The 25,767-nt window shown below is 44.4% G+C and carries 34 protein-coding genes and 1 tRNA gene; 9 read left to right on the top strand and 26 right to left on the bottom strand.

Going from position 1 to position 25,767, the window contains the following annotated elements; genetic code table 11:
- Window positions 1–7: 7 nt before the first annotated feature.
- The gene (gene parE / locus ACMXYT_RS17255) at window positions 8–1,906 is read right to left on the bottom strand and encodes a DNA topoisomerase IV subunit B (RefSeq protein WP_415912888.1); all 1,899 of its coding nucleotides are present in this window, start codon (window positions 1,904–1,906) and stop codon (window positions 8–10) included.
- A gap of 318 nt (window positions 1,907–2,224) precedes the next feature.
- Here parE and ACMXYT_RS17250 point away from each other — a divergent pair, with 318 nt between their 5' ends.
- Together ACMXYT_RS17250 and ACMXYT_RS17245 are read left to right on the top strand one after the other, a co-directional pair.
- A complete protein-coding gene (locus ACMXYT_RS17250; RefSeq protein ID WP_415912887.1) occupies window positions 2,225–3,112 on the top strand; it encodes a calcium-binding protein in 888 nt (295 codons plus the stop codon).
- Window positions 3,113–3,121: 9 nt separating this feature from the next.
- Window positions 3,122–3,826, top strand: coding sequence for a hypothetical protein (locus tag ACMXYT_RS17245; RefSeq protein ID WP_415912886.1), 705 nt, complete (start codon window positions 3,122–3,124; stop codon window positions 3,824–3,826).
- Here ACMXYT_RS17245 and lepB read toward each other — a convergent pair.
- The 5 genes from lepB to ACMXYT_RS17220 all read right to left on the bottom strand — a co-directional run bounded on the left by lepB (window position 3,816) and on the right by ACMXYT_RS17220 (window position 7,802).
- The gene (gene lepB / locus ACMXYT_RS17240; RefSeq protein WP_415913437.1) at window positions 3,816–4,388 is read right to left on the bottom strand and encodes a signal peptidase I; all 573 of its coding nucleotides are present in this window, start codon (window positions 4,386–4,388) and stop codon (window positions 3,816–3,818) included. The genes ACMXYT_RS17245 and lepB overlap by 11 nt on opposite strands.
- A 40-nt stretch (window positions 4,389–4,428) precedes the next feature.
- Window positions 4,429–5,004: a hypothetical protein gene (locus tag ACMXYT_RS17235; RefSeq protein WP_415912885.1), complete on the bottom strand. Its 576-nt coding sequence runs from the start codon at window positions 5,002–5,004 to the stop codon at window positions 4,429–4,431.
- 19 nt (window positions 5,005–5,023) lie between these two features.
- Window positions 5,024–6,700, bottom strand: coding sequence for a methyl-accepting chemotaxis protein (locus ACMXYT_RS17230; RefSeq protein ID WP_415912884.1), 1,677 nt, complete (start codon window positions 6,698–6,700; stop codon window positions 5,024–5,026).
- A complete protein-coding gene (locus ACMXYT_RS17225; RefSeq protein ID WP_415912883.1) occupies window positions 6,701–7,069 on the bottom strand; it encodes a hypothetical protein in 369 nt (122 codons plus the stop codon).
- Window positions 7,070–7,265: 196 nt separating this feature from the next.
- Entirely contained in the window at window positions 7,266–7,802 is a 537-nt protein-coding gene (locus ACMXYT_RS17220) for a hypothetical protein (RefSeq protein WP_415912882.1), read from the bottom strand.
- Window positions 7,803–7,976: 174 nt separating this feature from the next.
- On the opposite strand from ACMXYT_RS17220, the gene ACMXYT_RS17215 reads away from it, so the two are divergent.
- Complete coding sequence (locus ACMXYT_RS17215; protein ID WP_415912881.1) at window positions 7,977–9,017, top strand: tetratricopeptide repeat protein; 1,041 nt, start codon at window positions 7,977–7,979, stop codon at window positions 9,015–9,017.
- On the opposite strand, the gene ACMXYT_RS17210 is transcribed toward ACMXYT_RS17215, so the two are convergent.
- From ACMXYT_RS17210 to ACMXYT_RS17175, 8 genes are all read right to left on the bottom strand, one after another.
- Window positions 9,010–9,363, bottom strand: a complete 354-nt coding sequence (locus ACMXYT_RS17210) for a hypothetical protein (protein WP_415912880.1) — start codon at window positions 9,361–9,363, stop codon at window positions 9,010–9,012. The genes ACMXYT_RS17215 and ACMXYT_RS17210 overlap by 8 nt on opposite strands.
- A 129-nt stretch (window positions 9,364–9,492) precedes the next feature.
- Window positions 9,493–10,575 (bottom strand): hypothetical protein, encoded by a 1,083-nt coding sequence (locus ACMXYT_RS17205; RefSeq protein ID WP_415912879.1) that lies wholly within the window; start codon window positions 10,573–10,575, stop codon window positions 9,493–9,495.
- Window positions 10,576–10,670: 95 nt separating this feature from the next.
- Complete coding sequence (locus ACMXYT_RS17200) at window positions 10,671–10,856, bottom strand: hypothetical protein (RefSeq protein WP_415912878.1); 186 nt, start codon at window positions 10,854–10,856, stop codon at window positions 10,671–10,673.
- Window positions 10,857–10,866: 10 nt separating this feature from the next.
- Window positions 10,867–11,433, bottom strand: coding sequence for a hypothetical protein (locus tag ACMXYT_RS17195; RefSeq protein ID WP_415912877.1), 567 nt, complete (start codon window positions 11,431–11,433; stop codon window positions 10,867–10,869).
- A gap of 363 nt (window positions 11,434–11,796) precedes the next feature.
- Window positions 11,797–13,221 carry a PhoH family protein gene (locus ACMXYT_RS17190; RefSeq protein WP_415912876.1) on the bottom strand — a complete coding sequence of 475 codons (1,425 nt, stop codon included), beginning with the start codon at window positions 13,219–13,221 and terminating at the stop codon, window positions 11,797–11,799.
- An 80-nt stretch (window positions 13,222–13,301) separates the two neighbouring features.
- The gene (locus tag ACMXYT_RS17185) at window positions 13,302–13,664 is read right to left on the bottom strand and encodes a hypothetical protein (RefSeq protein ID WP_415912875.1); all 363 of its coding nucleotides are present in this window, start codon (window positions 13,662–13,664) and stop codon (window positions 13,302–13,304) included.
- Window positions 13,665–13,717: 53 nt separating this feature from the next.
- Entirely contained in the window at window positions 13,718–14,236 is a 519-nt protein-coding gene (locus tag ACMXYT_RS17180; protein WP_415912874.1) for a hypothetical protein, read from the bottom strand.
- Window positions 14,233–14,715: a hypothetical protein gene (locus ACMXYT_RS17175; RefSeq protein ID WP_415912873.1), complete on the bottom strand. Its 483-nt coding sequence runs from the start codon at window positions 14,713–14,715 to the stop codon at window positions 14,233–14,235. The genes ACMXYT_RS17180 and ACMXYT_RS17175 overlap by 4 nt, the downstream gene beginning before the upstream one ends.
- Before the next feature lie 60 nt (window positions 14,716–14,775).
- Here ACMXYT_RS17175 and ACMXYT_RS17170 point away from each other — a divergent pair, with 60 nt between their 5' ends.
- Together ACMXYT_RS17170 and ACMXYT_RS17165 are read left to right on the top strand one after the other, a co-directional pair.
- Window positions 14,776–15,063, top strand: coding sequence for a hypothetical protein (locus ACMXYT_RS17170; protein WP_415912872.1), 288 nt, complete (start codon window positions 14,776–14,778; stop codon window positions 15,061–15,063).
- Between the two features lie 58 nt (window positions 15,064–15,121).
- Window positions 15,122–15,832, top strand: a complete 711-nt coding sequence (locus ACMXYT_RS17165) for a hypothetical protein (RefSeq protein WP_415912871.1) — start codon at window positions 15,122–15,124, stop codon at window positions 15,830–15,832.
- Here the strand turns inward: ACMXYT_RS17165 and ACMXYT_RS17160 are convergent.
- The 3 genes from ACMXYT_RS17160 to ACMXYT_RS17150 all read right to left on the bottom strand — a co-directional run bounded on the left by ACMXYT_RS17160 (window position 15,806) and on the right by ACMXYT_RS17150 (window position 16,844).
- Window positions 15,806–16,168, bottom strand: coding sequence for a hypothetical protein (locus tag ACMXYT_RS17160; RefSeq protein ID WP_415912870.1), 363 nt, complete (start codon window positions 16,166–16,168; stop codon window positions 15,806–15,808). The genes ACMXYT_RS17165 and ACMXYT_RS17160 overlap by 27 nt on opposite strands.
- A gap of 117 nt (window positions 16,169–16,285) precedes the next feature.
- Window positions 16,286–16,480, bottom strand: coding sequence for a hypothetical protein (locus tag ACMXYT_RS17155; protein WP_415912869.1), 195 nt, complete (start codon window positions 16,478–16,480; stop codon window positions 16,286–16,288).
- Window positions 16,470–16,844: a hypothetical protein gene (locus tag ACMXYT_RS17150; protein WP_415912868.1), complete on the bottom strand. Its 375-nt coding sequence runs from the start codon at window positions 16,842–16,844 to the stop codon at window positions 16,470–16,472. The genes ACMXYT_RS17155 and ACMXYT_RS17150 overlap by 11 nt, the downstream gene beginning before the upstream one ends.
- Before the next feature lie 264 nt (window positions 16,845–17,108).
- Between ACMXYT_RS17150 and ACMXYT_RS17145 the strand changes: the two genes are divergently transcribed.
- Complete coding sequence (locus tag ACMXYT_RS17145; protein ID WP_415912867.1) at window positions 17,109–17,444, top strand: hypothetical protein; 336 nt, start codon at window positions 17,109–17,111, stop codon at window positions 17,442–17,444.
- A gap of 65 nt (window positions 17,445–17,509) precedes the next feature.
- On the opposite strand, the gene ACMXYT_RS17140 is transcribed toward ACMXYT_RS17145, so the two are convergent.
- The gene (locus ACMXYT_RS17140) at window positions 17,510–18,058 is read right to left on the bottom strand and encodes a hypothetical protein (protein ID WP_415912866.1); all 549 of its coding nucleotides are present in this window, start codon (window positions 18,056–18,058) and stop codon (window positions 17,510–17,512) included.
- A 394-nt stretch (window positions 18,059–18,452) separates the two neighbouring features.
- Here ACMXYT_RS17140 and ACMXYT_RS17135 point away from each other — a divergent pair, with 394 nt between their 5' ends.
- Entirely contained in the window at window positions 18,453–18,716 is a 264-nt protein-coding gene (locus tag ACMXYT_RS17135) for a hypothetical protein (protein ID WP_415912865.1), read from the top strand.
- Here the strand turns inward: ACMXYT_RS17135 and ACMXYT_RS17130 are convergent.
- Window positions 18,709–19,488 (bottom strand): hypothetical protein, encoded by a 780-nt coding sequence (locus ACMXYT_RS17130; protein WP_415912864.1) that lies wholly within the window; start codon window positions 19,486–19,488, stop codon window positions 18,709–18,711. The genes ACMXYT_RS17135 and ACMXYT_RS17130 overlap by 8 nt on opposite strands.
- A gap of 148 nt (window positions 19,489–19,636) precedes the next feature.
- On the opposite strand from ACMXYT_RS17130, the gene ACMXYT_RS17125 reads away from it, so the two are divergent.
- On the top strand, window positions 19,637–20,218 hold the full coding sequence (locus ACMXYT_RS17125) for a hypothetical protein (RefSeq protein ID WP_415912863.1): 582 nt from the start codon (window positions 19,637–19,639) through the stop codon (window positions 20,216–20,218).
- A gap of 2 nt (window positions 20,219–20,220) precedes the next feature.
- On the opposite strand, the gene ACMXYT_RS17120 is transcribed toward ACMXYT_RS17125, so the two are convergent.
- The 6 genes from ACMXYT_RS17120 to ACMXYT_RS17095 all read right to left on the bottom strand — a co-directional run bounded on the left by ACMXYT_RS17120 (window position 20,221) and on the right by ACMXYT_RS17095 (window position 24,174).
- Entirely contained in the window at window positions 20,221–20,451 is a 231-nt protein-coding gene (locus ACMXYT_RS17120; RefSeq protein ID WP_415912862.1) for a hypothetical protein, read from the bottom strand.
- Window positions 20,452–20,455: 4 nt separating this feature from the next.
- Window positions 20,456–20,770, bottom strand: coding sequence for a hypothetical protein (locus ACMXYT_RS17115; protein ID WP_415912861.1), 315 nt, complete (start codon window positions 20,768–20,770; stop codon window positions 20,456–20,458).
- 30 nt (window positions 20,771–20,800) lie between these two features.
- Window positions 20,801–20,875 (bottom strand) — tRNA-Gln (locus ACMXYT_RS17110).
- A 53-nt stretch (window positions 20,876–20,928) separates the two neighbouring features.
- The gene (locus ACMXYT_RS17105; RefSeq protein ID WP_415912860.1) at window positions 20,929–22,029 is read right to left on the bottom strand and encodes a M50 family metallopeptidase; all 1,101 of its coding nucleotides are present in this window, start codon (window positions 22,027–22,029) and stop codon (window positions 20,929–20,931) included.
- Between the two features lie 332 nt (window positions 22,030–22,361).
- Complete coding sequence (locus ACMXYT_RS17100) at window positions 22,362–23,489, bottom strand: hypothetical protein (RefSeq protein WP_415912859.1); 1,128 nt, start codon at window positions 23,487–23,489, stop codon at window positions 22,362–22,364.
- On the bottom strand, window positions 23,479–24,174 hold the full coding sequence (locus ACMXYT_RS17095; RefSeq protein ID WP_415912858.1) for a hypothetical protein: 696 nt from the start codon (window positions 24,172–24,174) through the stop codon (window positions 23,479–23,481). The genes ACMXYT_RS17100 and ACMXYT_RS17095 overlap by 11 nt, the downstream gene beginning before the upstream one ends.
- 143 nt (window positions 24,175–24,317) lie before the next feature.
- On the opposite strand from ACMXYT_RS17095, the gene ACMXYT_RS17090 reads away from it, so the two are divergent.
- On the top strand, window positions 24,318–25,178 hold the full coding sequence (locus tag ACMXYT_RS17090) for a hypothetical protein (protein WP_415912857.1): 861 nt from the start codon (window positions 24,318–24,320) through the stop codon (window positions 25,176–25,178).
- 14 nt (window positions 25,179–25,192) lie between these two features.
- Here ACMXYT_RS17090 and ACMXYT_RS17085 read toward each other — a convergent pair whose 3' ends face one another.
- Complete coding sequence (locus ACMXYT_RS17085) at window positions 25,193–25,444, bottom strand: hypothetical protein (RefSeq protein ID WP_415912856.1); 252 nt, start codon at window positions 25,442–25,444, stop codon at window positions 25,193–25,195.
- Between the last annotated feature and the right edge of the window lie 323 nt (window positions 25,445–25,767).

Here is a 25,767-nt window from a genome sequence, read left to right as displayed (position 1 = left end):
CTATCCTTTACACCGTCGCCAAGTCGCCTTCTTTCTCCAGCCAAACCTTACGGTCACCAGAGCGTTTTTTTGCCAGAAGGATATCGAACTGCTCCATGACAGAGAGGTCATTTTCAGCATCGGCTTTATCCACCAACTGAACCAATCGTCGTGTGTTGGCATCCATAGTTGTTTCTCGCAGCTGAAGTGGGTTCATCTCACCCAGCCCCTTAAATCGCTGCACATCAATTTTGGCATTAGGCTTGGACCGCTGAATCTTAGTGATAATCTGTTCACGCTCCTCCTCGTCCAATGCATAAAATGCTTCTTTACCAGCGTCAACTCGATACAGTGGCGGCATCGCTACATAGACATGACCTGCAGTAACCAAAGGCCGGAAGTGCTTAATAAACAAACAGCAGAGTAGGGTTGCGATATGAAGACCATCGGAGTCCGCATCGGCCAGAATAATAACTTTGCCATAGCGTAGCTCAGATAGATCTTCCGAATCAGGTTCCACGCCTATGGCGACCGAGATGTCATGTGCTTCCTGATTTCCTAACACTTCAGTACCCGGCACTTCCCATGTGTTCAGTATTTTACCGCGCAACGGCATAATAGCCTGCGTTTCACGGTCGCGCGCTTGTTTTGCAGAACCGCCCGCTGAATCACCCTCTACGAGAAATAATTCACCACGATCACGTGCATCAGCAGAACAGTCAGCCAACTTGCCCGGCAGTGCTGGTCCCTGAGTAACCTTTTTACGGACGACTTTCTTTTCAGACTTGCTTCGCAATTGCGCAGCGGCAATAACCAACTCTGCAAAGGCATCACCAAATTCACGGTTTTGGTTCATCTCATGCAGGAGGCCATCTCGGACAACGCCTGCGATGTAAGCCGAAATTTCACGCGAAGAAAGACGCTCTTTGGTCTGGCCTGCAAACTGTGGATCTGACATTTTAGCGGACAGGACATAAGAGCATTTCGCAAAACTATCATCCGCGGTGAGCTTAACGCCACGTGGAATTAGAGTATGCAGTTCACAATACTCTTTGACTGCATTAAAGATGCCTGTACGCATACCATTTACGTGCGTACCCCCTTGAATCGTTGGAATCAGGTTCACATAGCTTTCATTGATGCACTCTTGGGCACCAAACATCAATGCAACCTCAGCACCCGAGGTATCACCGGCATGTTCAATAATAATTGGCATTTCCGGAAGCGCCTCTTCATCACCTGAATGATGCTGGCCCAGATAGTCTTTCAAACCCTCTTCATAGAACCACGTATCTTCCTGACCCGATTCTTCATCGATCATAACCATTGTCAGGCGAGGGCAGAGAATTGCCTTAGCGCGGAGCAGATGACGTAAGCGCTTGGCATTAAACTTGACTGTATCGAAGTATTTTTCACATGGCCAAAAACGAACATAAGTACCTGTGTTCTTCTGCCCGCAATTGCCAGTTACTTCCAGCGGCGTGATTACAACCCCATGCTGAAATTCCATATGATGCTTACTGCCATTACGTTTGATACGTAATTCAACCTTTTCCGACAGGGCGTTTACGACTGAGATACCTACACCATGCAAACCACCACTGAAGGTGTAGTTGTCATCATCAAACTTACCACCCGCGTGAAGTTGCTGAAAAATAACCTCACAACCCGGCTTACCTTCTTCAGGGTGAATATCTACCGGCATACCACGACCGTCATCATCAACTGAAAGTGAGCCATCCTTATGCAAGGTGACAACAATACGCGTTGCATGACCTTCTAGAGCCTCATCAACGGAGTTATCGATTACTTCTTGTGCGAGATGGTTAGGGCGATCGGTATCGGTGTACATGCCCGGGCGCTTTTTGACAGGCTCTAAGCCTTTTAGCACCTTTACTGAGGCCGAATCATAATTATCTTTAGACATTAAGAATCCTTAACTGACTTCTTCTGTTGCAATTATTATAAGTAAAAAAATTAACAATGCAAGCTATCTGCTTATCAAATGGATACTGGCAAATTAACCTGCTTTTTTGTAGAATAATTAAAAAACCATATAATAATCAAGCTATGAATTACCCCCGTATCACTGTTTGCATAGAACCTACCGAAGAAAGAGTAAATTTTAGGTATCGCATACACTCCTACCCACGCTGTCCCGGTGTGGTATCACAAGCGCTTTATGATTCCGAGCAAACTGCACAAACAGCAGGTGAACGGTTTATTCAAAAGTTAGTGCAAAATTATGAGCAGGAGTAGGGCTTCTATCGCGGTTTTTACATTACTCGCCTTATCAGCGGCTCCTGTCAGTCATGCTGAGGAATTGCTTCGCCCCGACATTGTTCACTCGGGTGACCCCTACCATATAGTGCTGGTAGGCAAACTTAATCCAACAACTGGGAAATCGTCCTGTAAACCTGCCACCAGCATTGCGATACCCTTTGGTCGCTTCAAAGAGGATGTGGACGTAAAACGGTTTCGCGATCATCTCGACCTTTACGTAGAAGGGACCCTATGGGTGCGCGTATTTAAACATTTTTCAACATCATGCCCGGGCCTCAAGTCAGTTCAATTGCCTAGTGGAGATATTCTCCTGAAACGTGATGAAATTGATGCCAAGTTCATGCAGTCGAATGCAATATATACGCAGGGCACTGACAGGGATGATCAACTGAAAGGTGTGATCCTAAAAAGCAACCTCATGGATGGATTGAAAGGCGACGATCGCATTCATGGCGGCATTGATAAAGATGTCCTACGAGGTGATCATCATTCAGATTGGCTCTTTGGCCATCGTGGAGCCGATGTCCTTATTGGAGGCTTAGGTGATGACTATTTATTTGGCGGGAAGGGGAAGGATGAATACGTCATATCCCTAGGGGACGGCACAGATTACATTTTTGATGTTGATACAGACTACGACTACATAAAGTTCGAAGAACCGATTAATCACGAAAACATGGTTTTCAAAAAGATCGGGTTGAGCTTGCACATCAACTACAATCCAGAGGACGATTCTGATCGTCTTGTACTGAGCAATTGGTTTAAGCATTTAGGGCGGCATATTGAAGACATAAAGTGCTTAAAAAACGGCATGCAAAGAACGGTGCCTCTTCCTTACACGTTGGAATGAGGTTGATAAATGCCTTCAACCTTCTCCTCCTTACGAAAATCCGCTTATCAGGCCGCCCTGTCACTAATACAGTCAAAACAGGTGGTGGCAAAATCGATTCCTTGTATCGCGGAAGGGAAGAGCGCGACACTGCTCGGACTTCGGTTTGAAAATGCGCACTCGGCAGCATTTAACCCAACGTCTGGCGTTTGGTTTAAATATGTAACATTGATGCCATGCCGGACTGAAAAAGATTTAGCGTTCCTGACTATCCGGTTTCTGCAAACCAATGAGCATGTGCGCTCATTTTTAGCCCATCACAAACTACAAGCTCCAAAAGATACGAACGATAAAGCACTTCGTAAACTTGTTATTTTCGCCCGGATTCTTCAACGCAGACAACAGATCCTTACCTCCACGAAAGATCAGGTTACCGCATCGTTAAGTGGATTTACCCATAAATCTCACTTACAACCCCTTGAGATTGTTGCTTTTAGGCAACTCGCACTTTACCTATTTGACCGACACCCACGCTCATTCTTGCCTTTCCATGAGGCCATCAGGAATGTTTTAATGTATCAATGGACCGAGCAGGAGATCATTGAGGTGTTACGCCCGATTGCGATAGAACACGCTATCGAATTCTGTGAAGATAGTTGGGTTTCTAATAACGAATTTAGCGCCATTACGGCGCTAAATATTCAATGGGGAAGCTTTTCAGCTTTTAGAAAGTAATCACTTTCCCGGTTATATGCTCTCGCGGCACAAACAGGTAGCGATGATCCGTGTAAGGTGTTATCCGATTATCCGGAATGACCATGTACACGCCCTCAGGCACCTTTGAAGGCTGAAAGGAGGCATTAGGCGATGCCGTGATGCGCACACCATAGATGCCCTTATCGGTCTCCTCAGACGCATAGATGGCAACAGGCTGGCTGTGCTTGTTGGTCTCCTGCTTGTATTGATTGTAACGGAAACTTTGCCCGTATATCTGAATCATAAAGTTATTCATAGAAACCACTTCATTTGGTAATGCAACAACACGACCATACTGATGCGGGTAATACTTCCGGTTTAACGTGACAAAGTCACCCCGAACAGGATTATTTAATGACATAATAATTTGATCGGAATAGGGCTGATGGAGATCATAAGCGATATGGTTATAAACAACAATTTGGCCATCGGAGGCATTAGGACTCATGCTGTCATTCTGCAAAAAACCGGTCTCAAAGGTCACACTCAACACAGCCGACGTTATACTGAGTGCCAATACGGTTTTCACAATCGTTTTCATTTCTGGAAACTTCATATCACCTGATCTCCAACCTTACTACTTAGTGTGAGAACTTTGTTTCTGCCACGGAAATTGCAGAGAACGGCAGTGTTTTACGGATCTCGCGCATGTAGTGGCGGGCATCTTTGTCATGAACGGCTGCGCGCATTAACCAGCCATAGCCATCCACAGTCTCTGACATGACCCAGATATTTTCAATGAGCATTGTGCCATAGATTAACTGCAGGCAAACTTGAGCTTTACGCTCCAGTTCGGTCTGGTGGTCTGTTGGGCTGTATTCAACTTTTTTCTCGCACGCAACTTTTAGCGCGCCAATCAATTCTTCTCGATTCTTCAATAGACCGTCGCGATTTTCCAAAGGCATGCAAGCGCCCTTAATATCATAAAGGATACTTAAGAATAAGGAGAGGCGGGAACCTTCATCACTGCTCAGTTCAGAGAAGATACTGCTTTCAGCAGACGTATCACCAGCCTCGATTAGCTTATCCTTTTTGGCTTTTAGTGCGGCATGATTGGTACTTAATGGCTTATGTAAGCTATCCAAAATTGCTCGGATAAACTCAGGAAACCCCTCATCCAGTGCGTGCTTCAAGCTGCTTTTATTATCGTTATCCATTGTTTAATTTACCTTTTTATTAGATTTTGAATTGTTTAACAGACATAGAAAGAGATGTTTCCAAGCAACCCAGTTGCTGTGCTAGGCGCTCTGACTGAACTGCACTTTCGGTCGATGAGTTGCATATACTTTCAATATGATGAATACCGCTATTTATCTCTTCACTGACAGCAGATTGCTCTTCTGCAGCACTTGCAATTTGCGTGGTGTAATTAGCAATTTCATCGATTCGTGTGGAAATTTCATTAAGCGCATTACCGGCTTCATTTACAGCCAGCTTTGCTTGCTCAGTTTGAGACTGGCCAACTTTCATCTGCTCAACCGATTGAGAAGTATGAGATTGGAGTTTTTCGATCATGGCTTGAATTTCATTCGTGCTTTCTTGCGTGCGATTTGCCAGAACTCGAACTTCATCAGCTACAACAGAAAACCCGCGGCCGTGCTCTCCGGCACGCGCAGCCTCAATTGAGGCATTCAAGGCCAGTAAGTTTGTCTGCTCCGCAATACCACGGATAACATCAACAATGTCACCAATATTATTAGCATCATTTTCAACTTCACGGATGGTATCGGCCGCGGCATCGATCTCATTTGATAATACATTGGTTGTTTTAATCACTCCCTCTACGATGCGAATGCCGGAAGCTGCAGCCTGACTCGCCTCTTGTGCACTGGAAGCCCCCAGCATTGTTTGCTCAGATACTTCCCTTGAACTAGCGCTCATTTCATTGATAGCAGTGGCTATTTGGCTCGTTTCCTGCTGCTGTTGCTGCATCCCAGTTTTAACAGCAACCGAGCTACTCGACAGACTCCGCGTTGTCTGACTCAGCTGCATCGTGACGCTTTGCACGTCGGCCACAATACTCCGGATCTTCTCAGCAAAGGCATTAAAATTAGCTGCGACTTCACCAATTTCATCAGAGGTTTTAACTTCAAGACGACGGGTTAAATCCCCACCATCACCACTAATGTCCTTCAAAATATTGGCGGTTTCGACGATAGGTCCGGTTACGAACTTAACCACAAGCGGGGAGAGTAAACAGATCACTGCGAAGATCGCTCCAGCCACCATTAATATCATAGAGATAGATTCAAAGACACTCTCATCAAGCTTGGCTTTCATGTCTGCCACAGCATCATTTACATCATCAATATAAAAGCCCGTACCTACCATCCAGCTCCACTTATCAACCCCAATAGCAAAGCTTAATTTAGGCTGTTCTGAGCCCTTAGATGGCTTCATCCATTGATACTGAACATAATCACCACCTTTCTTGGATGCCGCAATGAGATCGGCGATTAAAGGCTTTCCAGTTGAATCTGTTAAGTGATACAAGTTCTTTCCATGGATACTCGGTTTTGGCCGATTGCCCAGCACAGTGCCATCGTAGTTGTAGACAAAGACATACCCATCGCCGTTCTCACCGTATTTAATGGCCGTGAGCAATTTAAGCGCGAGGGCTTTAGACTCGTCATCACCTTGATTAATCAGGGGCTGTACGGTTGATATGGCCTGCTCGACGTAGTCTTTCAACACAGCCTTTTTCGAGTCGATCATTTCAACACGGTCTCGCTCAATCTCTTCATGACCAAAAGAGATAAGCTGCGAATAGACTACCGCGCAAATGGCAACGGTAATTATGACTAGAGGAGGTAAGCAGACCGCTAAGAATTTAGTTTTCAACCCAACCTTCATTTATAGTGCCTCTTTCTTACTTAACTGAGTTACGTCCCATTCACTAACGAGTGGGGCAAAGCCTCCGAAAACAGCAATATCCACCCACAACCCACCTTCTATGGAGCGGCCTTGCTGGAAGGAAACGTTGCATACCTTTTCTATGGCGCCTATTAGGGCAGATTCCTTGACGCCATGCTGTTCGATATCCGACACCAAAATGCGCGTGGGTACACTCGAACCTTGAATATTACGAGTTATAAAAGTCAGTAATTCACGCAGCACGCTTACAACATCGGAATGATGCATGTCGAGTGCATGTGTGCGAAGGCGGCTGGATTCGAAGACAGCGACCCTTAGATCGTTATCAGTAACATTTTGCTTTGACATCTTATTATTTGATTTATCAAGATAGCTAGTTATAGTTGATGAACTAATACTATAACACTTTTTAAATAAATTGAAGAGAAAAATGCCCTTTGGAAAAGGGCATTTTAGTTTAACTTACTTATGTTGGTAGCTGCCAACTTGAGCACGAAAGGTGAGTTGCAATAATTAGATGATCAACCTTCGCACACCAACAATCTCAACGATTCGCCAAGATGTGCAGAATATGCTGTACATCGAACGCCCGAGCACTATTATTGTCGCGATCCAGTGCAAGAATCCCAACCTCATCCAGCACAGCCTTAACTTTTGGGATATCAAGCTTTCCCGCAGGGACGGCAAAGAGAGCTCGTGCGACATTCTGAAGCCCCCCTTCATCCCACTGTGGCTTAGCCCCATGCACACTACGAATCTCATTGATTACCCACGACGTCAGGTCACTCTCATTCTCAACGAGCATTACCGACTTATGGTTAAGCTGTACAGCTATTTCCACTAAATATTCTGCTTGCTGTCCCGCAACAATGATGGCGGCAACATCTTTCTCAAAGAACTCACCATGTCGACTGACATATGCGCAGTTTTCGCTTGGCACAAAGGTGATGGCCGGTGCTGCATCATCATCCTCATACTCGAGTAGAAGTGCAGGTTTATCATTAAAAAGGGTGTTTGTTGCCCTAAATAGAATATCCGAACCTTCTACGTTAATCAGGGTGTACGATAGATTGTCGCTCATGTATTCTCCATTTGTTATTATGTGCGAGATAACTTACTATAACATAAATTAAATTACTGACAATATTTACTTATCATGCTTAAAAAGATCCTTACTACACTCCTACTGGTGCTCCTGAGTAACCAAGCCTATTCCGATGATTCCATCAACTGGAAATCCTTAATAAAGGAAGGCATGTATGAAGATGCAGCCCATTTACTTACCAACCAAGCATCCAAAGGCGATGCCTCAGCACAATTTATGCTATCACACTTCTACAAAAAAGGATTAGGCGTAAGCCAAAGTAAAGCACAATCCTTTCACTGGCTGGGTAAAGCTGCGGCTCATGGGGAGGCCCTAGCGCAGCTGGAAATCGCTAAGCATTACATGAAAGGAGATGGCGTTAGTCAGTCAGTTGAGCAGGCCATTAAATGGTATGCAATGGCAGGCAACAACGACAACCCAGAAGCCGCCTACAAACTCGGCCGCATCTATGGAGAAGGGATTGGAGTCGAGATGGATCTGATCCGCTCCGCAAAGTGGTATCTACGAGCTGCTCATTTGGGACACCCTGAAGCGAGTGTATATGCTGCCATAAATCTCTCCTCTGGCAATGGCATTGAACGCGACCCATTTAAGGCGTGCCAGCTTTTTATTAGAGCATCAAACCTCGATCAGGCCTATGGCTCCTACAAGGCTGGGAAGTGCCTCTTAAATGGAGAGGCGGGGGCATCTACTCCAGAATCTGCTTACAAACACCTTCTGAAAGCTGCCAAGTCAGGCCATAATCCATCCCGTTTTTTGGTTGCTGAACTCAATCTGAGCGGCAAAATACCCAATGCAAGCCCATCATTTGCCATCAAACAACTTAAAAATGCTGCATTGGGAGGGGATTACAACTCAATGATGCTGCTTGGTGAAGCATATAAATCTGGGAACGGTACCCCTAAAAACATTATGTTAGCCGCCCACTGGTTCCGTGAAGCGCTGGCCAATAAGCCCATGGAGTTATCTTCGACAAGCAAGGAAGCTACCTCTTATGAATGGAAGAAGAATTACCCTGAAGAAATTGATGAGGGCTTAAAAGACTTTGCCCTCATGGTTGGCATCAGTGGACCTAATGCTAAATATATAGTCCCGGCACTATTGATTATGTATTTTATTGTCCTTCTGCAGCTGCTGGTTTTCATCTATCGCCAAAAACAAAAAATGAAAGCAGGCATTTACACTAACTAGCCTGCGCAATGCCCATCTGCTGCTGTAGGTGGGCTATAACTTCAGGCTGGCATTCTTTTGGACAATTCAGCTGATCCACGATGCGCAGCATGCCATCACGGCAAGCAGGATGGATAAGACTGTAGCGTTCACTATGAATATCTGAAATCTTAGAGATAAGCATTGGAAATGTGCGCCAGATCTCATTTAAATGAGCACGCAGCTTTTGCGTGCGGAAGTCCTTATCCGCATTCCGTAATACGAAGTACTCACCGTTCGCCATTCGAGCCAATACAGTGAGTTCATCGGGAGCAAGCTCCGACAATGTGAGGATTGAGCCTGATCCATATACACGTGTTTGCTTCATGCCTAATCTCCTAACGTAAGTCCTGTATAAATAATAATCAAAAAAGCAGAAAAGTCAAATTTCCATTATAATTATTATACTCTTAGTCAGAAGTCATTAAAAAACCGAGCCTAGGGCCCGGTTTTTTTATTAAAGTACCTGCTTTTTAAGCGCCTTGCCAGAGGGTATTTGCAACCGACATTCTGCAACGCTTCCGTCACTAAGTTTTGACGGAAGACCCGGGATGGCAAACTGATAGTATGGATAAAACTGATCCACATGATCGAGCCTACCAAACACTACAGGCTTTTCTAATTGAGCAGGTGCCATCTTCTCAGTTAATTCAGCAATTTGATCCCAAAACACGAGCGGTGAATCGATCCCATTATCGATATCTTGCAGAATTTCGACGGAGGTCTTATTCGGCAGGCAAATCATAAAATGACCGTCCATTTCCTCCACTGAGATAGCGTGAGTCAAATAGCTTGGCAACCCCTCCTGCTTGTCAGGGTATGTCATAGCCACATCAACCGTTAGCGGCAAATCCAGTGTAGGCAGCAATGGCAGAAGGTCTCTAAGATCACTCCAGCGTAGCGGGGGAGCTATTTCTGTCGTTGCTAACTCATTGTAAGCCTTCAAATTATCTGTCATACAGCACTCATTGGAAAACATGTGATGAAACCGCGTTCCCCATGTATGCAATTCGACGCGCTCCAACCCCTCAATTGAGATTAACTTATCATCATGCTTAATTATCACGCAATGATCAGGGTAATTAAAGATCTGCTCCGCCGCGCCCGTCAAGACAATCGACCCCTTATAACGAATATTAGGGTTCGCACTTGCCTCAGCTACTGACACTACCTTAATCTCAAGAGCGCTCTTTAGCGACACTTCCGTGACAAAGTACTCAGCGTCACCTACATACAAAATCATATGAGACTTCAGCTTACTCATGAGAGCATTATTATATGCATTGCAAACACTTTCAGCTATGCGACCGCCCACAGTCTTCCTGCGACCAATCTCGAGGATATTATCTATCCGCTTATGCCCAAAGCACATAGCATCCTCCGCCACAGTTTGCCACGAAGAGCGATTTCTACTGTGCGTAATAACACGAATAGACTTAGACAACAAAGCCCTTCCTAGGCAGTCTCTCCTTACACAACTAATGCCGCACTCAAATTGGTCATATGAGGTTACGCCACTGCAGAGACTTAGATTAGTCATACTGTTTCCTTAAAATTCCTACCGAACCTGTAATTTATTATAATAATAAATTAAAAATCAATAGGGGCCGCGCTCGCTGGAGCATTAATTCAAAACTAACTTACTTTTTGCGCCTGATTTTCCTGTTGCGCCAAACTTACAACACACTGAGCTTTGCGCTTCCCTCGCTTATCTCGGCGCGTATGCCGAGAAAGGAAGCCGCAGCCGTGGTAATCGTGTCCCTTTTTTTTAGTTACCAACAGCATTGGCTGTGGATCTTCATGCGCTACAAAATTCCCCATTCGCTTAACCTCACAAGCTTGGCTTATATGATTGAAGGATGTTATCAACAGAAAGCCCATCATCCTTCCCTCTGGCCACAATGTACAACTCTCTACGCTCAGGTGCATACAGCATGTAGTCATTCTTCCAGTCGCCGCAGGAAATCGTATACATTGAGAATGGGGAGTACTGAAATTCCATATCCTTCATGTAGTCAACCTGACATTCCTGAACGTGGTCCTGCGCAATAAACATAGGCGCGTAACGATCAGGGTCGTTATTCTCGATCGACGTACCATGCTGGTACTTCTTGAAGGCCTCAGGCGGAACAAACTGCCAACTCTCAAACTCATCAAGAGGCTGAAGGCGCATCCGCTCGCCTTTTTCCAAATAAACATCACCGTCCTTAGTTATCAGCAGGGCATTTTTCGTGAAATAGCGATACCGTTTAACCGGTATCTCCTCACCCCAGAAGATATTACCAATGGACTCCAATACCTGCTGACCTTTATCTGCCGTTTCAGGCGCTTTCTCTTCAACCTTGCAACCCACCAAAGCGACAGATGCAATAATTGGCACTAGCACAATCTTTTTCATTTTTCCGATCTCTTACTTTACAATATTACCAATTATAATAAAAAAAAATCAGAAGGCAAGTATTTGTATTAAAGTTATTTGCACGCAAGAAATTGCTGGAGGAGGGTAAGCTTACGACCGCGCGAGCTATGCAATAGCTCATTCTTTAAGACAGGTACATTCCCTTTTTCATACCTTAAGATAAACGGAGAGCGGACTGGGAGGCCTAGAAACATCCGGTGTGCAGAGCTATACATGGCGTATCACCTATAATATTTTTCACTATAGTATTAAAACATGAGGCATAGGTCAACGACTCCCCAATATAGTCACAAAAAAGGAGTACGCAAAAGCAATACCCCTTTTCTCAGAACTACTGTTGAGTTACAGATGCTTTTCAGCGAATGCCGCAAGGCGGCTGCGCTCGATACCCTGCAAATTAACAATCCCTGCAAAATTACACATCGCCAGCTTTTCAGATACATGCGTCAAGCCGGAAGTTAAAGGATTTAGGTACGGATCATCTATCTGACCAAGATTGCCCGTCAAAATCATTTTTGAGTTATGACCAACACGGCTGACCAATGTTTTCATCTGGAATGGAGAGAGATTTTGAGCCTCATCCAGAATAATAATGGCATCATTAAAGCTACGCCCACGCATGAAGTTAATTGATTTATACATAATACCCAAATCATTTCGAACTTCTTCCTGAGTTTTTTCCTTCCATTGTGGGTTGTGGCGCCTTATTACCTCTAGATTATCTTCAAATGCTGCCAGCCAAGGGCCCATCTTTTCCTCTTCACTGCCCGGCAGGAATCCAATATCTTCACCCAGCGGAGGTAAAGCGCGAGTAATAATGATCTGGCTCGCTTTCTTTTCAGAGACCTGCTCAATCGCATAAGCCAAGGCCATTAACGTCTTACCTGTCCCTGCCTGACCGGTCAGGGCTACAATGTCATTATCACGATGCTTCATTTGGTAGAGTGCCATCGCCTGACCAATATTCCGAGAATTAAGATTCATGCACTTAGTCAGCTTTAGCTTATTGAGGCCAATTTGCTGAATCGTATATTCCCTGTCTGCAACTGATTCAACAACAGCAGCGAAGTTACCCTCGTTGCCATCTTCAGATTTAGCAAGCAGTATCTGGCCCGGATATGGCTCAAATGCATCAACAATTGGCAGCACGGAGCGTCCCTTATCGTTTTTAACCTCCATATCCTGATATAGGGACCAAAAATCACCTTCACTCTCATAAAAACCTGTCTTCAACAGGCGGATATCGTCAAGAATCTTTTCTTTCTGGTAACCCTCGACCTTTTCGATGCCACTGGCAAGTGCCTTCAGTCGCATATTAATATCTTTCGTTACCAAAATGGTTTCAATCCCTTCAACAGAGCCCATTTCATCTTGCTGCGCCTTACTTGCGTTTTGCAGGTAGATAGCAGATGAAAGGATGCGGTTATCAGGAGATGTTAAGGGGAGGGTATTGCTGCCATACTGGTCGGTGAGTTTTGTGTCGTCCGGGAATATGCAAACGGTACCAACTTTGGGGTCTGATGGATCGCCCAAGGGAACACCACTGTAGATTTTTTCACTTGTATGGCCTTGGAAGATCTTTTCTAGCTGGTTTATGACAATACGGGCTTCTTTAGCGACACTCTTTTTTCGATCCTTGATGCTATCCAACTCTTCAAGCACGGTCATCGGAATGACTACTCGATGCTCTTCAAAATTTTTAAACGCAAACGGATCGCTGAGCAATACGTTTGTATCAAGGATGAACTGCTTTCTGGTTTTATCCATGGACTGGAACGCCTTTTTTATTATTGTTACCAATAATTAAAGCACGAATCCATATTTTTTTAAATATCTATTATAGTAAATTAGCGGAATAGGCTATTCCGAAGATGAGATCGATCCTCAAGAATTTTTGCAGCGCGCAAAACACCTTCAATATCATGTGTATTTTGAGTATGTGCTCCAAGCAAGTACCCATCAGCCGTTTTTACAACCATGTTCGGAGTCTGCCTTAGCACCTTATGGTTCTTCAGGTAAGCGCCAACAATCGATGCGGACAAACTATCGATAGTCAGTGCGCTGCGTGCTGGCGAAGCATTCTGTCCTAGTTGCTCCATGACAATAGAGTAAGCCTCTCTTTCACTTGCAGCATCTATAAAGACAGTAGCATCAGCATGGACTTGCTGGGTGACCTCATTCTTATAACTACTAATAAAAGGGTAGAGCATCTAATTTACACTGTTTTAAAAAGTTAAGGCGCTATAATAAAGCATAATTTAATTTAATCAAGTCCCGGTAAGCCTGTCATGAAAAAATCTCCCGCATCCAAATAATCCATGCTGCGCATCTCTTCTCGCAATTCTTCATTCTCACTTAGCACAACCATTATGGCTTCTTTTGCCCCTATTACTTTAAGTAACTTATATGCCAATATCATCGGCGTATCAAAACCCGCCTTTAGGCCATCATATTGCACCTCTGCAATGATAACTTCTTTTGGTGCCGCATTAAGCTCTAATCGCTCTTGAAGGATTGATAACTCCTCATCATCAATACCTTCAGGCAAAATCTGACCAAGTACCCTACGTGCCGTATTGGACATTCCTTGGCACTGCAACCAGCTTGACGGCTCATTCCGGATGTAATTCTGTGCATTTATCTGCAGCAATTCAACCCATCCATAATAAGAGCCTTCATGCTGGATATTACCTTTGGTGGTTCGGTAGATTATAGGCGTCACACCACTGATGCAAATCTCTTGCGGGTAAAGGGTGGTGCTAATGTCACACAGCTTCATCATTTTACCTGCAATTTATCTAAAGAGTCTCTGCAAGCCTTGTAGAGCAACTTTGTTTTCTTGCGCTTGTTTTTTGGCACAGATACACCCATAGGTCGAGAAAGTATACTAGGCTGAAAGGCATCTTTTACTTCTGCAGCGCCAGCGCCGCATAAGAACAGTGCATCCAATTCGCTTAGAAATGGTGCTGACTTGATTTTGTAATGATCAATTTGCCCCTCAATACACTGAAGATAATAGACATAAGATTTGAATATCTTACCGCTTTCCTGAAAAAGCATGCGCGTAACATCGAATCGCTGGTGCGCTTCCGTTTTTGTAGTAACCAAACCATTCCCACATTTACTTATGATATGCGATGCAACTGCCGAGATTCGAATTGCACTAAATTCTCCTGATCGTTCCTTCATAGCCACGGAATGGGACGGCAATGTTGACATCACAATTAACACAACTACTCTTACTATTTTTTTTCCGATCAAAACTTGATCACCGCTTCTATTTTTATTAATATAATAAAAACTATTTATGGAGTCGTAGCAATGGACCACTCTAGGTTGCGTGATATTCTCACACAAAACATCAAAGGACTCAACGATAAAGTCAGCAATACTGAAGGACTATCATCCACTCAGGCTGACACTCTGGAAAGAGCTATACTGGAACAGGGTATTGCACTTGATGTCCTTAATAATGGATGGGCCGAAGAGAAGTCGTGGGCGAATGCTGTAGCACTGGAAATTATGGATCGCACGGGTGAGAAACCGCAAAGAAATTTTGCCAGCTTTGAGCCCATGCTGGATCAGGAACACTCAATATCTATGCGCTAACCAGACGTTGAACTGGATTTAAAAATATTATAGTATGACCTCAAATTTGAGGTCATCTATGTTTACAGTAAAGCCTTGTCAGCTCAGTCGACTACCCATTAAACCCAACGATCCTATTTTGATCATTCCGGTACTTACTACGCAAGTGAACAGTAACGCACATAAAACCAGTGCGATAAATAGCATTCCAACAGGCCTACCTCTGATAGGGACCCTGTCAGAACAAGGCGATCTGAGCATCCATAAAGAGTCTATTCATGAGAGTGAATCACTCTCCATCAAAGATGTGATTGGCCTAAAAGATTGCGATGAAATCCCCTCTCAACACTCAAATTTGCTCACCCACCTGTCCACCGCTGAACTCATACAGTCACTACTTCAGGACCAACGAGTGCTAGTTAAGCGAGAGGGTCATCTTTACAAGCTGCAATACAAGGCGATCCGAATCTCTGTTCTTCACTTTTTGATGGATAACGTCCCAGCCCTTAATCATGAATGCAACTTGCTGGACCATGACTTGTTAAATAATGCGTATCAAACCTTTCTATACGGAGCCAACCATGCGCTTGAAGCCGAGGATTATAGAGTTAGATTGAGCCATACAGCACTGTCAGCGATGTCAGCATTAAACGTGACTCCCGTGCCTTACAGCGCCATGCAAGCTAACGAGGAAAGTGTATTTGCGCAATTCCCTGAAAATCGCGCTGAAAGTCTTTTCGAGTGCTACGCCAAACATCGACTATCAGAATTTTTTGCCCGCCCTCACTAGTAAGGCGAACTGCTCATACTCGTCCCGCGTAATAACGCTGTCACTTAGCGCCCGCTCAAGCACACGCTTGAGCGCGGGACTACCAAGCCTCTCAACCGTCTTTGCCATCATTTGAATATCATAAGTTGATGCCACTTCTTGAGGGTCGTACGCGTATCCACCAGTCGCACTTAACTTATGCCCTTGCTCTTCAATCTCATGAGCAGGCGCAAGTACGATGCCACGCTGCTCCATTCCCGACAAGCCCACTACCAACAAATATAACGCAGCCGCCCCTAAAGCAGCCTTCCCCGGGCTACTAGGCTTAACGCGCCTAATTTTGGTCACAAAATTCATTTTTACACCTCTAGTAGATTTATAACCATTATAATAATAAAAACAATGAAAGCAAGTTTGAGCACAAAAAAAACCAAGCTGTGCTTGGTTTTTTTATTTAAGCGATATACTAAATCGTCACACTTCGATAGGGCCCGGAATCACACCCAGTACAGCCTTCTCACAACAACCAGCAGTGCACACCACTTCATAATCTGAAGCTACGACTTCACCATTCACCACGACCTCTGAGAGCATTTCAAGATGAACAGGAGCCGCATTAATCGCCTTCGTACAACCCGGACAATCTCCTGAGAACCGATCAATGGACACGGGAACCACCGTAACGCTTAGAGGGTTTTAAGTTACCTTTAGTAAAGGCGGTATAACGTTCTTTTGTCACGCGGGCTTCGTCGAAATGATCCAGTGGTACTTGAACATCAGCTTTTTGCAGTAAGGCAATGAACGTATGATTCGAACGGGCAGGGCAGAATGATGCACCTTCAGGAACGACCTGAGCTAATTCAACACCATCCAAGGGGCCTAGGATAACGTGCTTCTTCAAGCGCTCACTATCCGAATACAAGACGCTGTGAACCTCGTTAGACATCACGTAAATATGGAGATTCTCATAGCCCAGACGACCAGTCAGCAGAGTACCACCTTGAGCAACGATATCATTAAGAGAATTTGGCATTATTATTAATCCCTCAAGAGCTAGCTTTTTCTTTTGAAATACACAACGCGCTAGCAAGACACTGGTATCCCATGCATGTTTCTTATCTGCAATATGCATTGATATTTGCAGATTTAATATAACGTAATTTAATGCCGATTTTGACTTTTGTCAATTACTTTTTAGAGCATTCTTACCACGCATTCGGGCTTGCGGAACGCTGGGAAAATCCGAGCTTTACTTGAATTGGTTTTCCTTTATAATAAATCAAAACAGGAGGATATAATGAATTTTTCGAAAGTTTTTCTCAGCCCTATTGGACCATGTAGTGATGAGTGCATAGCAGCGCGTAATGACACCTTAAATCTTGTAAGCCTTGTCATAGCAGCCAATTTCATCTTTATGTATTCGATTAGCAACCCCGAACAAGCAGGCACTTCAACCACGCCTTTTGGGATCATTCTGTACATTCTTTTTGGCGGTGCATGCTCTTTCCTATTCAATAGATTTGTAGCACTACGCTTAGTTGAATTCGCACTAGGTACCGCGTATACGCTAAGGTACTCACTGTCGATCATCATCTATGTGACACTCCTACTGGTTATTACCGCACTTTTTTAATCACCAGCCAATAAAAAGCCCCTATTGTGACAGCACAATAGGGGCTTTTCTTTGTAAAACATAAATCACAGTCGCTCTTTAGAATGACTCCATGCAAACCGCACTTCCATCGTTGGAGTGGTAATGACCTGCACTTCCTGTCCTCTAGTCACACTAAACGTGTCACAAAAATCTCCACGCTGTTTTTTCCGCCCTAAGCCACCAGAAGTTTGGGTCTCCTTATAGTCAATCCAACTAATCTCATGTTTATAGCAAATTTCAAAATCAGCCATACGGCCGGTCTCATCAGCACTAACGTGCCGAACCGTATACGAAACATCTCGTTTCTGAAAGCTCCTTAAACGGCCATGTCCCTGCTCATCCCTAACATTCTTCATGGCACTGTCTGTAGAACTCACTTTCGCCTCATGAGGCACCTTTAAGCGCAAGGTTCGCTCTATCTCAAGCCCCTGAGCACGCTCTTCTATAACAAGTTTTGCCCAATAGGATTTCTTAGGCGCGTGCGTGACCACTTCATTACCTGCAGTATTGTAATAAGCCACAGCCCCCTGCGCGGGTACAGCCATCGCCCCCACCATAAAACCGGCGACCATACTTTTCAAAAGCGTTTTCATAGACATTCTTATAGTGATTAATTTTCTATATAATATTAAATTACACAAAGTCAATCAAGCTGGAATTTGACTTATCTTATGTTTTGGCTATTCTAGTACCAACAGATCCTGAAATGATGATATATGTTTGCATTTGCGACCCTGACATTTTTTCTTTCGATAGCCATCAACAGCTTCTGCTTTGTGACTGTCAATTTTAAGCGTCATACTGGCTGCCTTATCATTATGGCAAGTTTTCTGTTTTCCATATTGCACTGCATTGTATTCAGTATCATGATGCAGAACACCCCCTTATTCGGCAATAACAGCTCTGGACTTGGGGTGTTTATAGCTGCCATAGTGACTCTCTTCGCTACATCTTTTGCTAGCTCTAAACTGAACAGGTTCTCATAAAATGATTAAAGCCACACTACTGATCTCAGTAAAATCTCACTCTGCTTGGATGCTTTTCTCCACCAACATGGCGGGCAACAAAATACTTGAAACATTTGAAGCATCACGGATCGTAGGGCAGGGGATTAAACCTAAAGATGTGATGTCTGATGCCTTAACATTCCTATCTAAAAGATTTAATCCGGCGGAGGAGGTTGAGGTAAACTCATCCGCAGCCATCCCAGATGAGCTTAAGGCTAAATTCCCAAACATTAGCTTTAGCTAGCCACCCGGACAGGACACTCAGCAGGCAGCAACTCAGGGCTTGTGATTACGAGCCCCAAGAGGTCATCCTGTTGTGTAACAACACCCTGATACTCACTGGCCAAACACCTTGCAAACATCAGCGCATCTTCTTGTCTTTGCAAGGGCATGTAAGTAGAACGCCCCCTGTTATCTTTGAATTCAGAGGCTGAACCAACTTGTATTACTGAGCGGGCAAGGTGAGTTCCCTTTAATCGATTTACGGTAATAGAAATCACGGGGGCACTGCATTTCTCGACCATTATACCGTCCAGTATGGCCACATCCTGAAGTGCGGTTGAAAATGCATCACGTAGCGCCTGTTGCTCATGGCTCTTGATTTTGGCATGACTCATCTTAAGTCCGTTAGGCTTAAGTTTCACACCACCATGTCCATTAAAGGCCTTTAATGTATTGAGAGCCTCTGAATTAAAATCGCACTTCTCCTTGAGAGCCGTCCGGATATCCGTTTTTCTCAAGGGAGCGCCATTCGTTACATTCAGTACGGTTCGCCAGTATCCCGTATCGGTATGATAGTACGACCTACCATCAGCCACCTTACAGACCAATGTCGCATCAGCGACTGGCAGCGAGCAGATATCCACATCAATGTAACCCGCCAATTCTTTCCATGCTACCGTAGTTCCACCCACGCGCCCTGCCGATAGCTCTAGAACATAGGGTACTTGTATACTTATTTGACAGGAAGATTGCATCTCACGAATGACGGAAAAAGGCATTACAGTGTCAGACATGTTAATAATGATACTTGAGTTTTGTTAAAAACATATTATAACGTTTTTTAAACAACTGCAAGGACTGCCGATGATAGAGGCTGCAAAGATTTGGCTTTTTTTCTTGCCTGTATTATAGTTTGACAAACACTCCCACTGTGAAGCTAACATGTATCAATTAAATGACATTAGAGATCGCCTTGAAGAAACAGGACTTAATCGAAACTTTGACGTTGCAGGCTTAGCGTGTCTTGAATTCGCTGCCCATCATCAGAGCGTATCCTCTGAGGAGTTTATGAAGTACGCAGGCTTTTGGGATGCGGATCACTATAAATATTGCATAAAGAAATTGAGTAGCGAGCCCTTATCTTGGCTGACCTGCAACAGCAATAACCTCTTTAAAGATTACACAATTTCCAAAGCAGGGATTGACGCTTACCATTACATCTCCGAGGGCCATAAAAGCAACCTGTTTAGACAGCTAAACACACTGCTGCAGCAGCAATTCGGCGCAGGAATTCAGCACTTAACGCCACTCATATGGATTGTGAGATTTGCGAAATCAGGCACTCTGACCGTAAACGAGGCCTCAGATATTGACGGCATGACAAACTCAGGTGCGTACAAACTCATCCATAAGCTTATTGAGAGTAACTGCATTCAAGAAGTGCCTAACTCAAGTACAGGCATGAAAGAATTCTGCCTAACGGAAAAATCTGTGCACATTCTGGATCAATTAAGCTGCATCTAGATTTAAGCAGCGGTAACCAACTCACGACTCTGATTATAGGCGCGGAGTCGCGCCTGAAAATAAATGTTCTTCCAATCCGAAGCGGGGTAGGCGGTATATGCGACAACATCATGCTCGTACTTAAGTTCATCGATCCGCGCAACTACATCATCACCGTCAACGCAATTCAATATAATACCCTGACCAGAGCGCACAAACACCTCTACAACCGTTTTCAGTACAGCTTGAGTCATTATCTTATTCCCAAATTATTTCGCATTTTTTATTAGGCACTTGGCGGCCATCAATATGTCGATACACTTCCTCACCAGCCCATTCTGATAACGACTCAAGTGCCATCGCCACTTCAGGCTCAGTACAGTTCTTACCGGAAAGCATCATGAAGACATCAATGTGTGCCATCAACTCTATCTTGAGCCAATCTTGCTCAATGTCAGAAAGAAAACTCAACAGTTCTTTTACTAACAAAGCAGATGTTTCTGCAGGACTACTTTCCGCGCCATCCAGCATCACGCACAGATCGCGGAGATCCAACTTAAAAAAAGCATTCATGTATCTGAAGCACCACATATAGACGTGTATTGGCTGGGGTAGCAGGATTCGAACCTGCGCATGACGGGATCAAAACCCGTTGCCTTACCGCTTGGCGATACCCCAAATGACCTAAGCAAAACTTATTATAAGACTTATTAATTAAGTGTCAATGGTTGCTAGGCAATAAGATAATAATAAATATCGTTTGAAACAGATAGCAACATAAAGCACGCTATTAACGCAAAGCCCACATACAACGAATAACGATGGATTGCCTCAGGAAGTGGCCTTCGAATCAATATTTCTACTGACAGAAACAGCAAGTGCCCACCATCCAATGGCCTAATCGGCAATAAATTAAGTATCCCGATATTTATACTTAAGACAGCCGTCAGAATAGCAAATGAGATCCATCCAACCTGCAAGGCCTCCCCAGCATTATCACCTATTGTGATAGCCGAACCTAAGTTATCTGTAGCAACACTGCCTGTGAATAAATTACCTATCGTACTAAGCGTTAACTGCGTAAAGAACGCCGTCTCTGAAACGCCGTGACCGACTGCCTCAGCGATAGTGATCGGTGGCGTAGGTGCCACCTCGATACTTGATGCGCGCAATCCCAGCAAGTCAAGAATATTAGTTTCGCGCTCCAGCACTGCGTCTCTTAAATCAACCGTCAGCATCACTTCAGATTCTGCACGGAGTACAACAACATTAAATTCAGATCCAATGTGAGGAATAAGTGATTGGACCGCACGGGTCATTGTTGGTGTGGGCTCTCCAGCAACACTCATTAGCTGATCACCTACCTCAAAACCCGCCATAGCAAGGGGCTTGTCTTCAATTGGCTGGATGAGTGGCAATATTTCAGGTCTAGGATTAAATGCCAAAATAAAGAAAATAAAAAACGTTAGCAGGAAATTGAAAGCAGGGCCCATAAAGTACATGATCCACTGCCTAGCGGAACCTGCCTTGTCGATGCATTGGCTTGCAACAGCTTTTTGCTCATCAGGCTTTAAATTCTTAAATACTTCCTCTGATGTACTAAGCGGTTTGACATAACCTCCAATCGGTAACCAGCAAATTTTGAAGATTGTTGCTGTTTTCTTGCTTTGCCACTGACAGGCCGTAGGCCCCATACCCACGGCGAATTCAAGAACTTGAATACCCAGCATTCGACAAGCTATGAAATGTCCTAGCTCATGAATAAATACGATACAACCCAGTAATAGGAATAGACCCAATACGCCCCAAGCAATAGTTTGCGCAGCTTCCAAATTTATTTTCCTTATAGTATTAATTTTATGCTAAAAGATATCATCGACCAGTGCAGTCAGGCTGTTAGGCTCAACCCACTTAATTACTGATGACTTAAAGTACTTATTCACGGTTCTTTTGTACCGTCTCTCTGAATTAATACGGAAAACTACAGAGTCACCTGAGATTAATTGTGCTCGTATTAGGTAAACACTCTGACTCTTTTGAACCTGAATGATAGGCTTGAATCGAACTAAACCCACGCACTTATGGCACTTTTTTAGCTCAAACTTTACGCCACCTTCAGTATCCTTAATTACCTCACCACAATCACAGAACATGCACGCACCAATTAACCTTTTAATATTTCTTCAGATGAATATATCAAACGGTTTGCGGAACTTTCAAGGGCTGTTAACTCCTTTAATGTGAAAAGCACACCTTGATCACCTGTGAGGGTACGCTCAAGCGCCTCACAAGTACCCCGTGTGGTTTCAATAATTTGACTTATTCCGGCTAACAACTCCCTGAGTAGGGAGGCTTTTTCTTTGCGGAGCGCCTTAAGTCGCAGGACGCATTCGTCACTTAGCACGCTAGGAAGACTTTCTAAGGTTACAGCACCAGATTCAATTGTGCGCAGCATGGTATCCACAAAATACTCAATCTTAACTGCACCGCATTCAAACATATCTTGGCGCGCTTTCAGAAGTTGATATTCATGAACAGCATCTTCAACAAACGACATTTTCTTGCTGGTTTCCAGCACCAAGCCACTCAGCTCAGATAATTGATTTACCAGTGATTTCATCTCAACTGGTAACTCTTCTAGCGTATAGCACTCCGGGTTTAACCTTGATGTCTCAGTTACCAGCAATTCAAACTCATGATTGACTCGCAACACCTTCGGCAAAATTTGCTTCCACCAAGGCGCTCTAAGGAGCGCCAATAATTCGGCCTGATCTACCTTTTGCTCCCGCATGAATTCCTGATACCGAGCCATTGTAGCCTCTAAGCCAGAAAGAGCCTGCTGCCCCTCTTTAAGCTGACGGCCATAACGATCCTTTTCATGAGACAATTCAGCCTTACGAGCATTCAAAGAACCAATAGATCCCAGCCTGTTCTTCCTAGCGGCGATACCAGTCTCCTCGCGCTGCAGATGAACCTCGATCTCGGAGGGGTCAACTAAGTCGCGCTCTACGGCATGGCGCCAGAGGCGATCGTAAACCTCTTTATCCTGACACGCATTCAGCAAAAGCAGGCGATGGGGCAGGGCGCTTACATCAACGGTCCCTACGTAGGATGACAGGGTATCCATTAAACGGCTCTGGACAGATGCTAGCCGCTCATCAAGCTCCAAAAGACGGACCAGAATTTCACCTCTAGACTCTGCATCCAGCAACTGAAAATCCGTCCGCCCATGGCAAAACGAAGCGAGCAGCTCCAACTCACTTTGGCTAGCAGAGTCTGCATTATGCTGCACGCTGACCTCCTGAAGCCTGCTTCTTACCCTTGGAGTCTTCAACAACGGTCATGATAGGTGCTTCATTTTCAGCCTGCTTGACTGTCTTGACGGCCTGAATCAGCGCCTCTGCCGTTTCTACTGACAGGGCTACAGCAATCCGTCCATTTTTAGCGCTATCTACGCGCCCCTGAATACCCGCATCTTTAATGAAGCGTTCAAGCGTTGCGGCAGCATCCTTATAGACTTTCTTCGGCGCAGTACGAGACGTATCATTGCCGGAGAGCGCGGAATCGGTCAACCTACCTTTCTGCACAGCCACGTCGCGCCCCAGCAATTCATGGATCTTATCAATAGCGTCTTCCTTATGGGCACGAACAATCTTCACGGCCATAGTTACGCTAAGCCGCCCCTGCTCAACAAGATCTTTAATCTCATCATCTGCCGCATGAAAGTTCAGCATCTGATCGACCTTGCCAAACGAACAGCCTACCAGCTCAGCTATATCCACCAATCGCAGACACACATGGTCACCAACCTCACTTTCCTTACTGATCTGCTGCATTTGGTGGAATATAGTGCCGCGATCCGAAGCTGTTAAAGGCTGCCCCTTACGCTCAGCGTCATTGTATTTCTTCGCTAACTGCTTGATGGCAGGCAGATTCTGCAGGTCTTCATAGACTTTGTCATTCTTATTTCTAGGCATAATATTCTCCAAGCTATATTTTTATTTAGAATATAATAGAAAAAATTCAACTGTCAATATTAAAGTTGTTATAATTTCAACTTCTTCATCTAATCCATTAGTGTTATAATTATATCAATAGTACCTTTTGGGGATAAGATCCTGTGAATATAACAAAAATTATTAACTCACAGAGCCCTGACAACAAGATCAGCCATGTGTTTGTCAGTGATGACAGATGGGCAATTTGCGGTGTTGATCAGTCAGTGCTTGCAGAAAGCCGCGTCTCTAAGATAGGTGGTTTAGTTGACCTTTGTAAGGGCAAGAACATTCCATATATCGATGCGCGAAACATCCCTTACGACCTACAAGGCATTGTCCGCGTGCTGCCTTGCGGTACCGCTGCATACGCGTCTGGGCCATTCGGTACGGGAAACGCACCAATAGAGGTTTCGGCCAGCATTGTTGAACTCCTAGGCGGAGAAGTGAAGGGGATACAAACGACCAAAATTCCTTCAAATATACTGGCAGATGGTGACCTGAAATTTAACCTAATGTCTCAGGGCTTTCTTCATGACTCGGCCTCTATGCCTTACTCTGCCCAGCAAATGATTGCTAACAACTACCACGCGATGCACACCCGGATTACCGTAAGAATTGAAAAATCCATCAAGCATTGTGAGCAACAACAGGCCGCATCAAACAATGATTTCAAACGCCGAGATAACAATGAAGCAGTCCTTTGGACACAGCGCAAACAGGCCTGCCAGAAAGCATTAAGCCATGTTTTATTTGAGAGCTTACTTTATCAAAATCAAGATGTAACCTTGGAAACCAGTGCTGAACGGTTACGATCCACCATCCAGAACTGCATAGACAATCAAAGCAAAGGACTAAAGGACATACTATCGTCACGATTCACGCCAGAAAGCGATGAAGTTTCTAAATCCTTACAAACGTGCTTCAATGTTATTGAAGAAGAGTGCACTAAAGAGCTGGGCAAACAGGCCTCCCTCCATTTATGACGGAAGAGGAGCCATTAAGCCCCTCTGATCAGCTTCCACATCAACCGCACCATATCCTCCTCATACGATAAAGACTCGCACAGTTTTCTTTCGTACTTCTTCAGCACGCCACCCGAATAACAAGCGCGCCCGCCTGACACCTCGTACAGCATAATACATAACGATCCTACCAAACGCTCATATGCACGGTGCATATCGGACTCAGAATTCGCCATCAAACACTGCTCATCATATGCCTCAACCAAAGCATAAGTGCGCTGCGACACTTCACACTGCATAATATATTCCTCTCTCTTTATCTCTCAATAAATATTATAATAATAAAATAAAAGAATGCAACCCCTACCTGAGAATCATGAAATATTTGAAAAAAAACTTATACTGATTTAATATATGAAAAAACAATAAAAATAAAGACACACTATGCTATTTCAGCGTCGCAAATTTGATATAATTGGACTAAGCTTTCTTGGCGACAAAGGTGTTGCCGCTACGCACTGCACGCACCTACCTGATGCCCCTCATTTTAAGAGTTCCATGGCATTTGACTCTCAAGCGGCACTTAGGAAGCACCTCGGAAAACACTGCC

The sequence above is a fragment of the Neptuniibacter sp. QD37_11 genome, from assembly GCF_047778105.1.
GTDB lineage: Bacteria > Pseudomonadota > Gammaproteobacteria > Pseudomonadales > Balneatricaceae > Neptuniibacter.
This window is presented reverse-complemented; position numbering and strand designations above follow the sequence as displayed.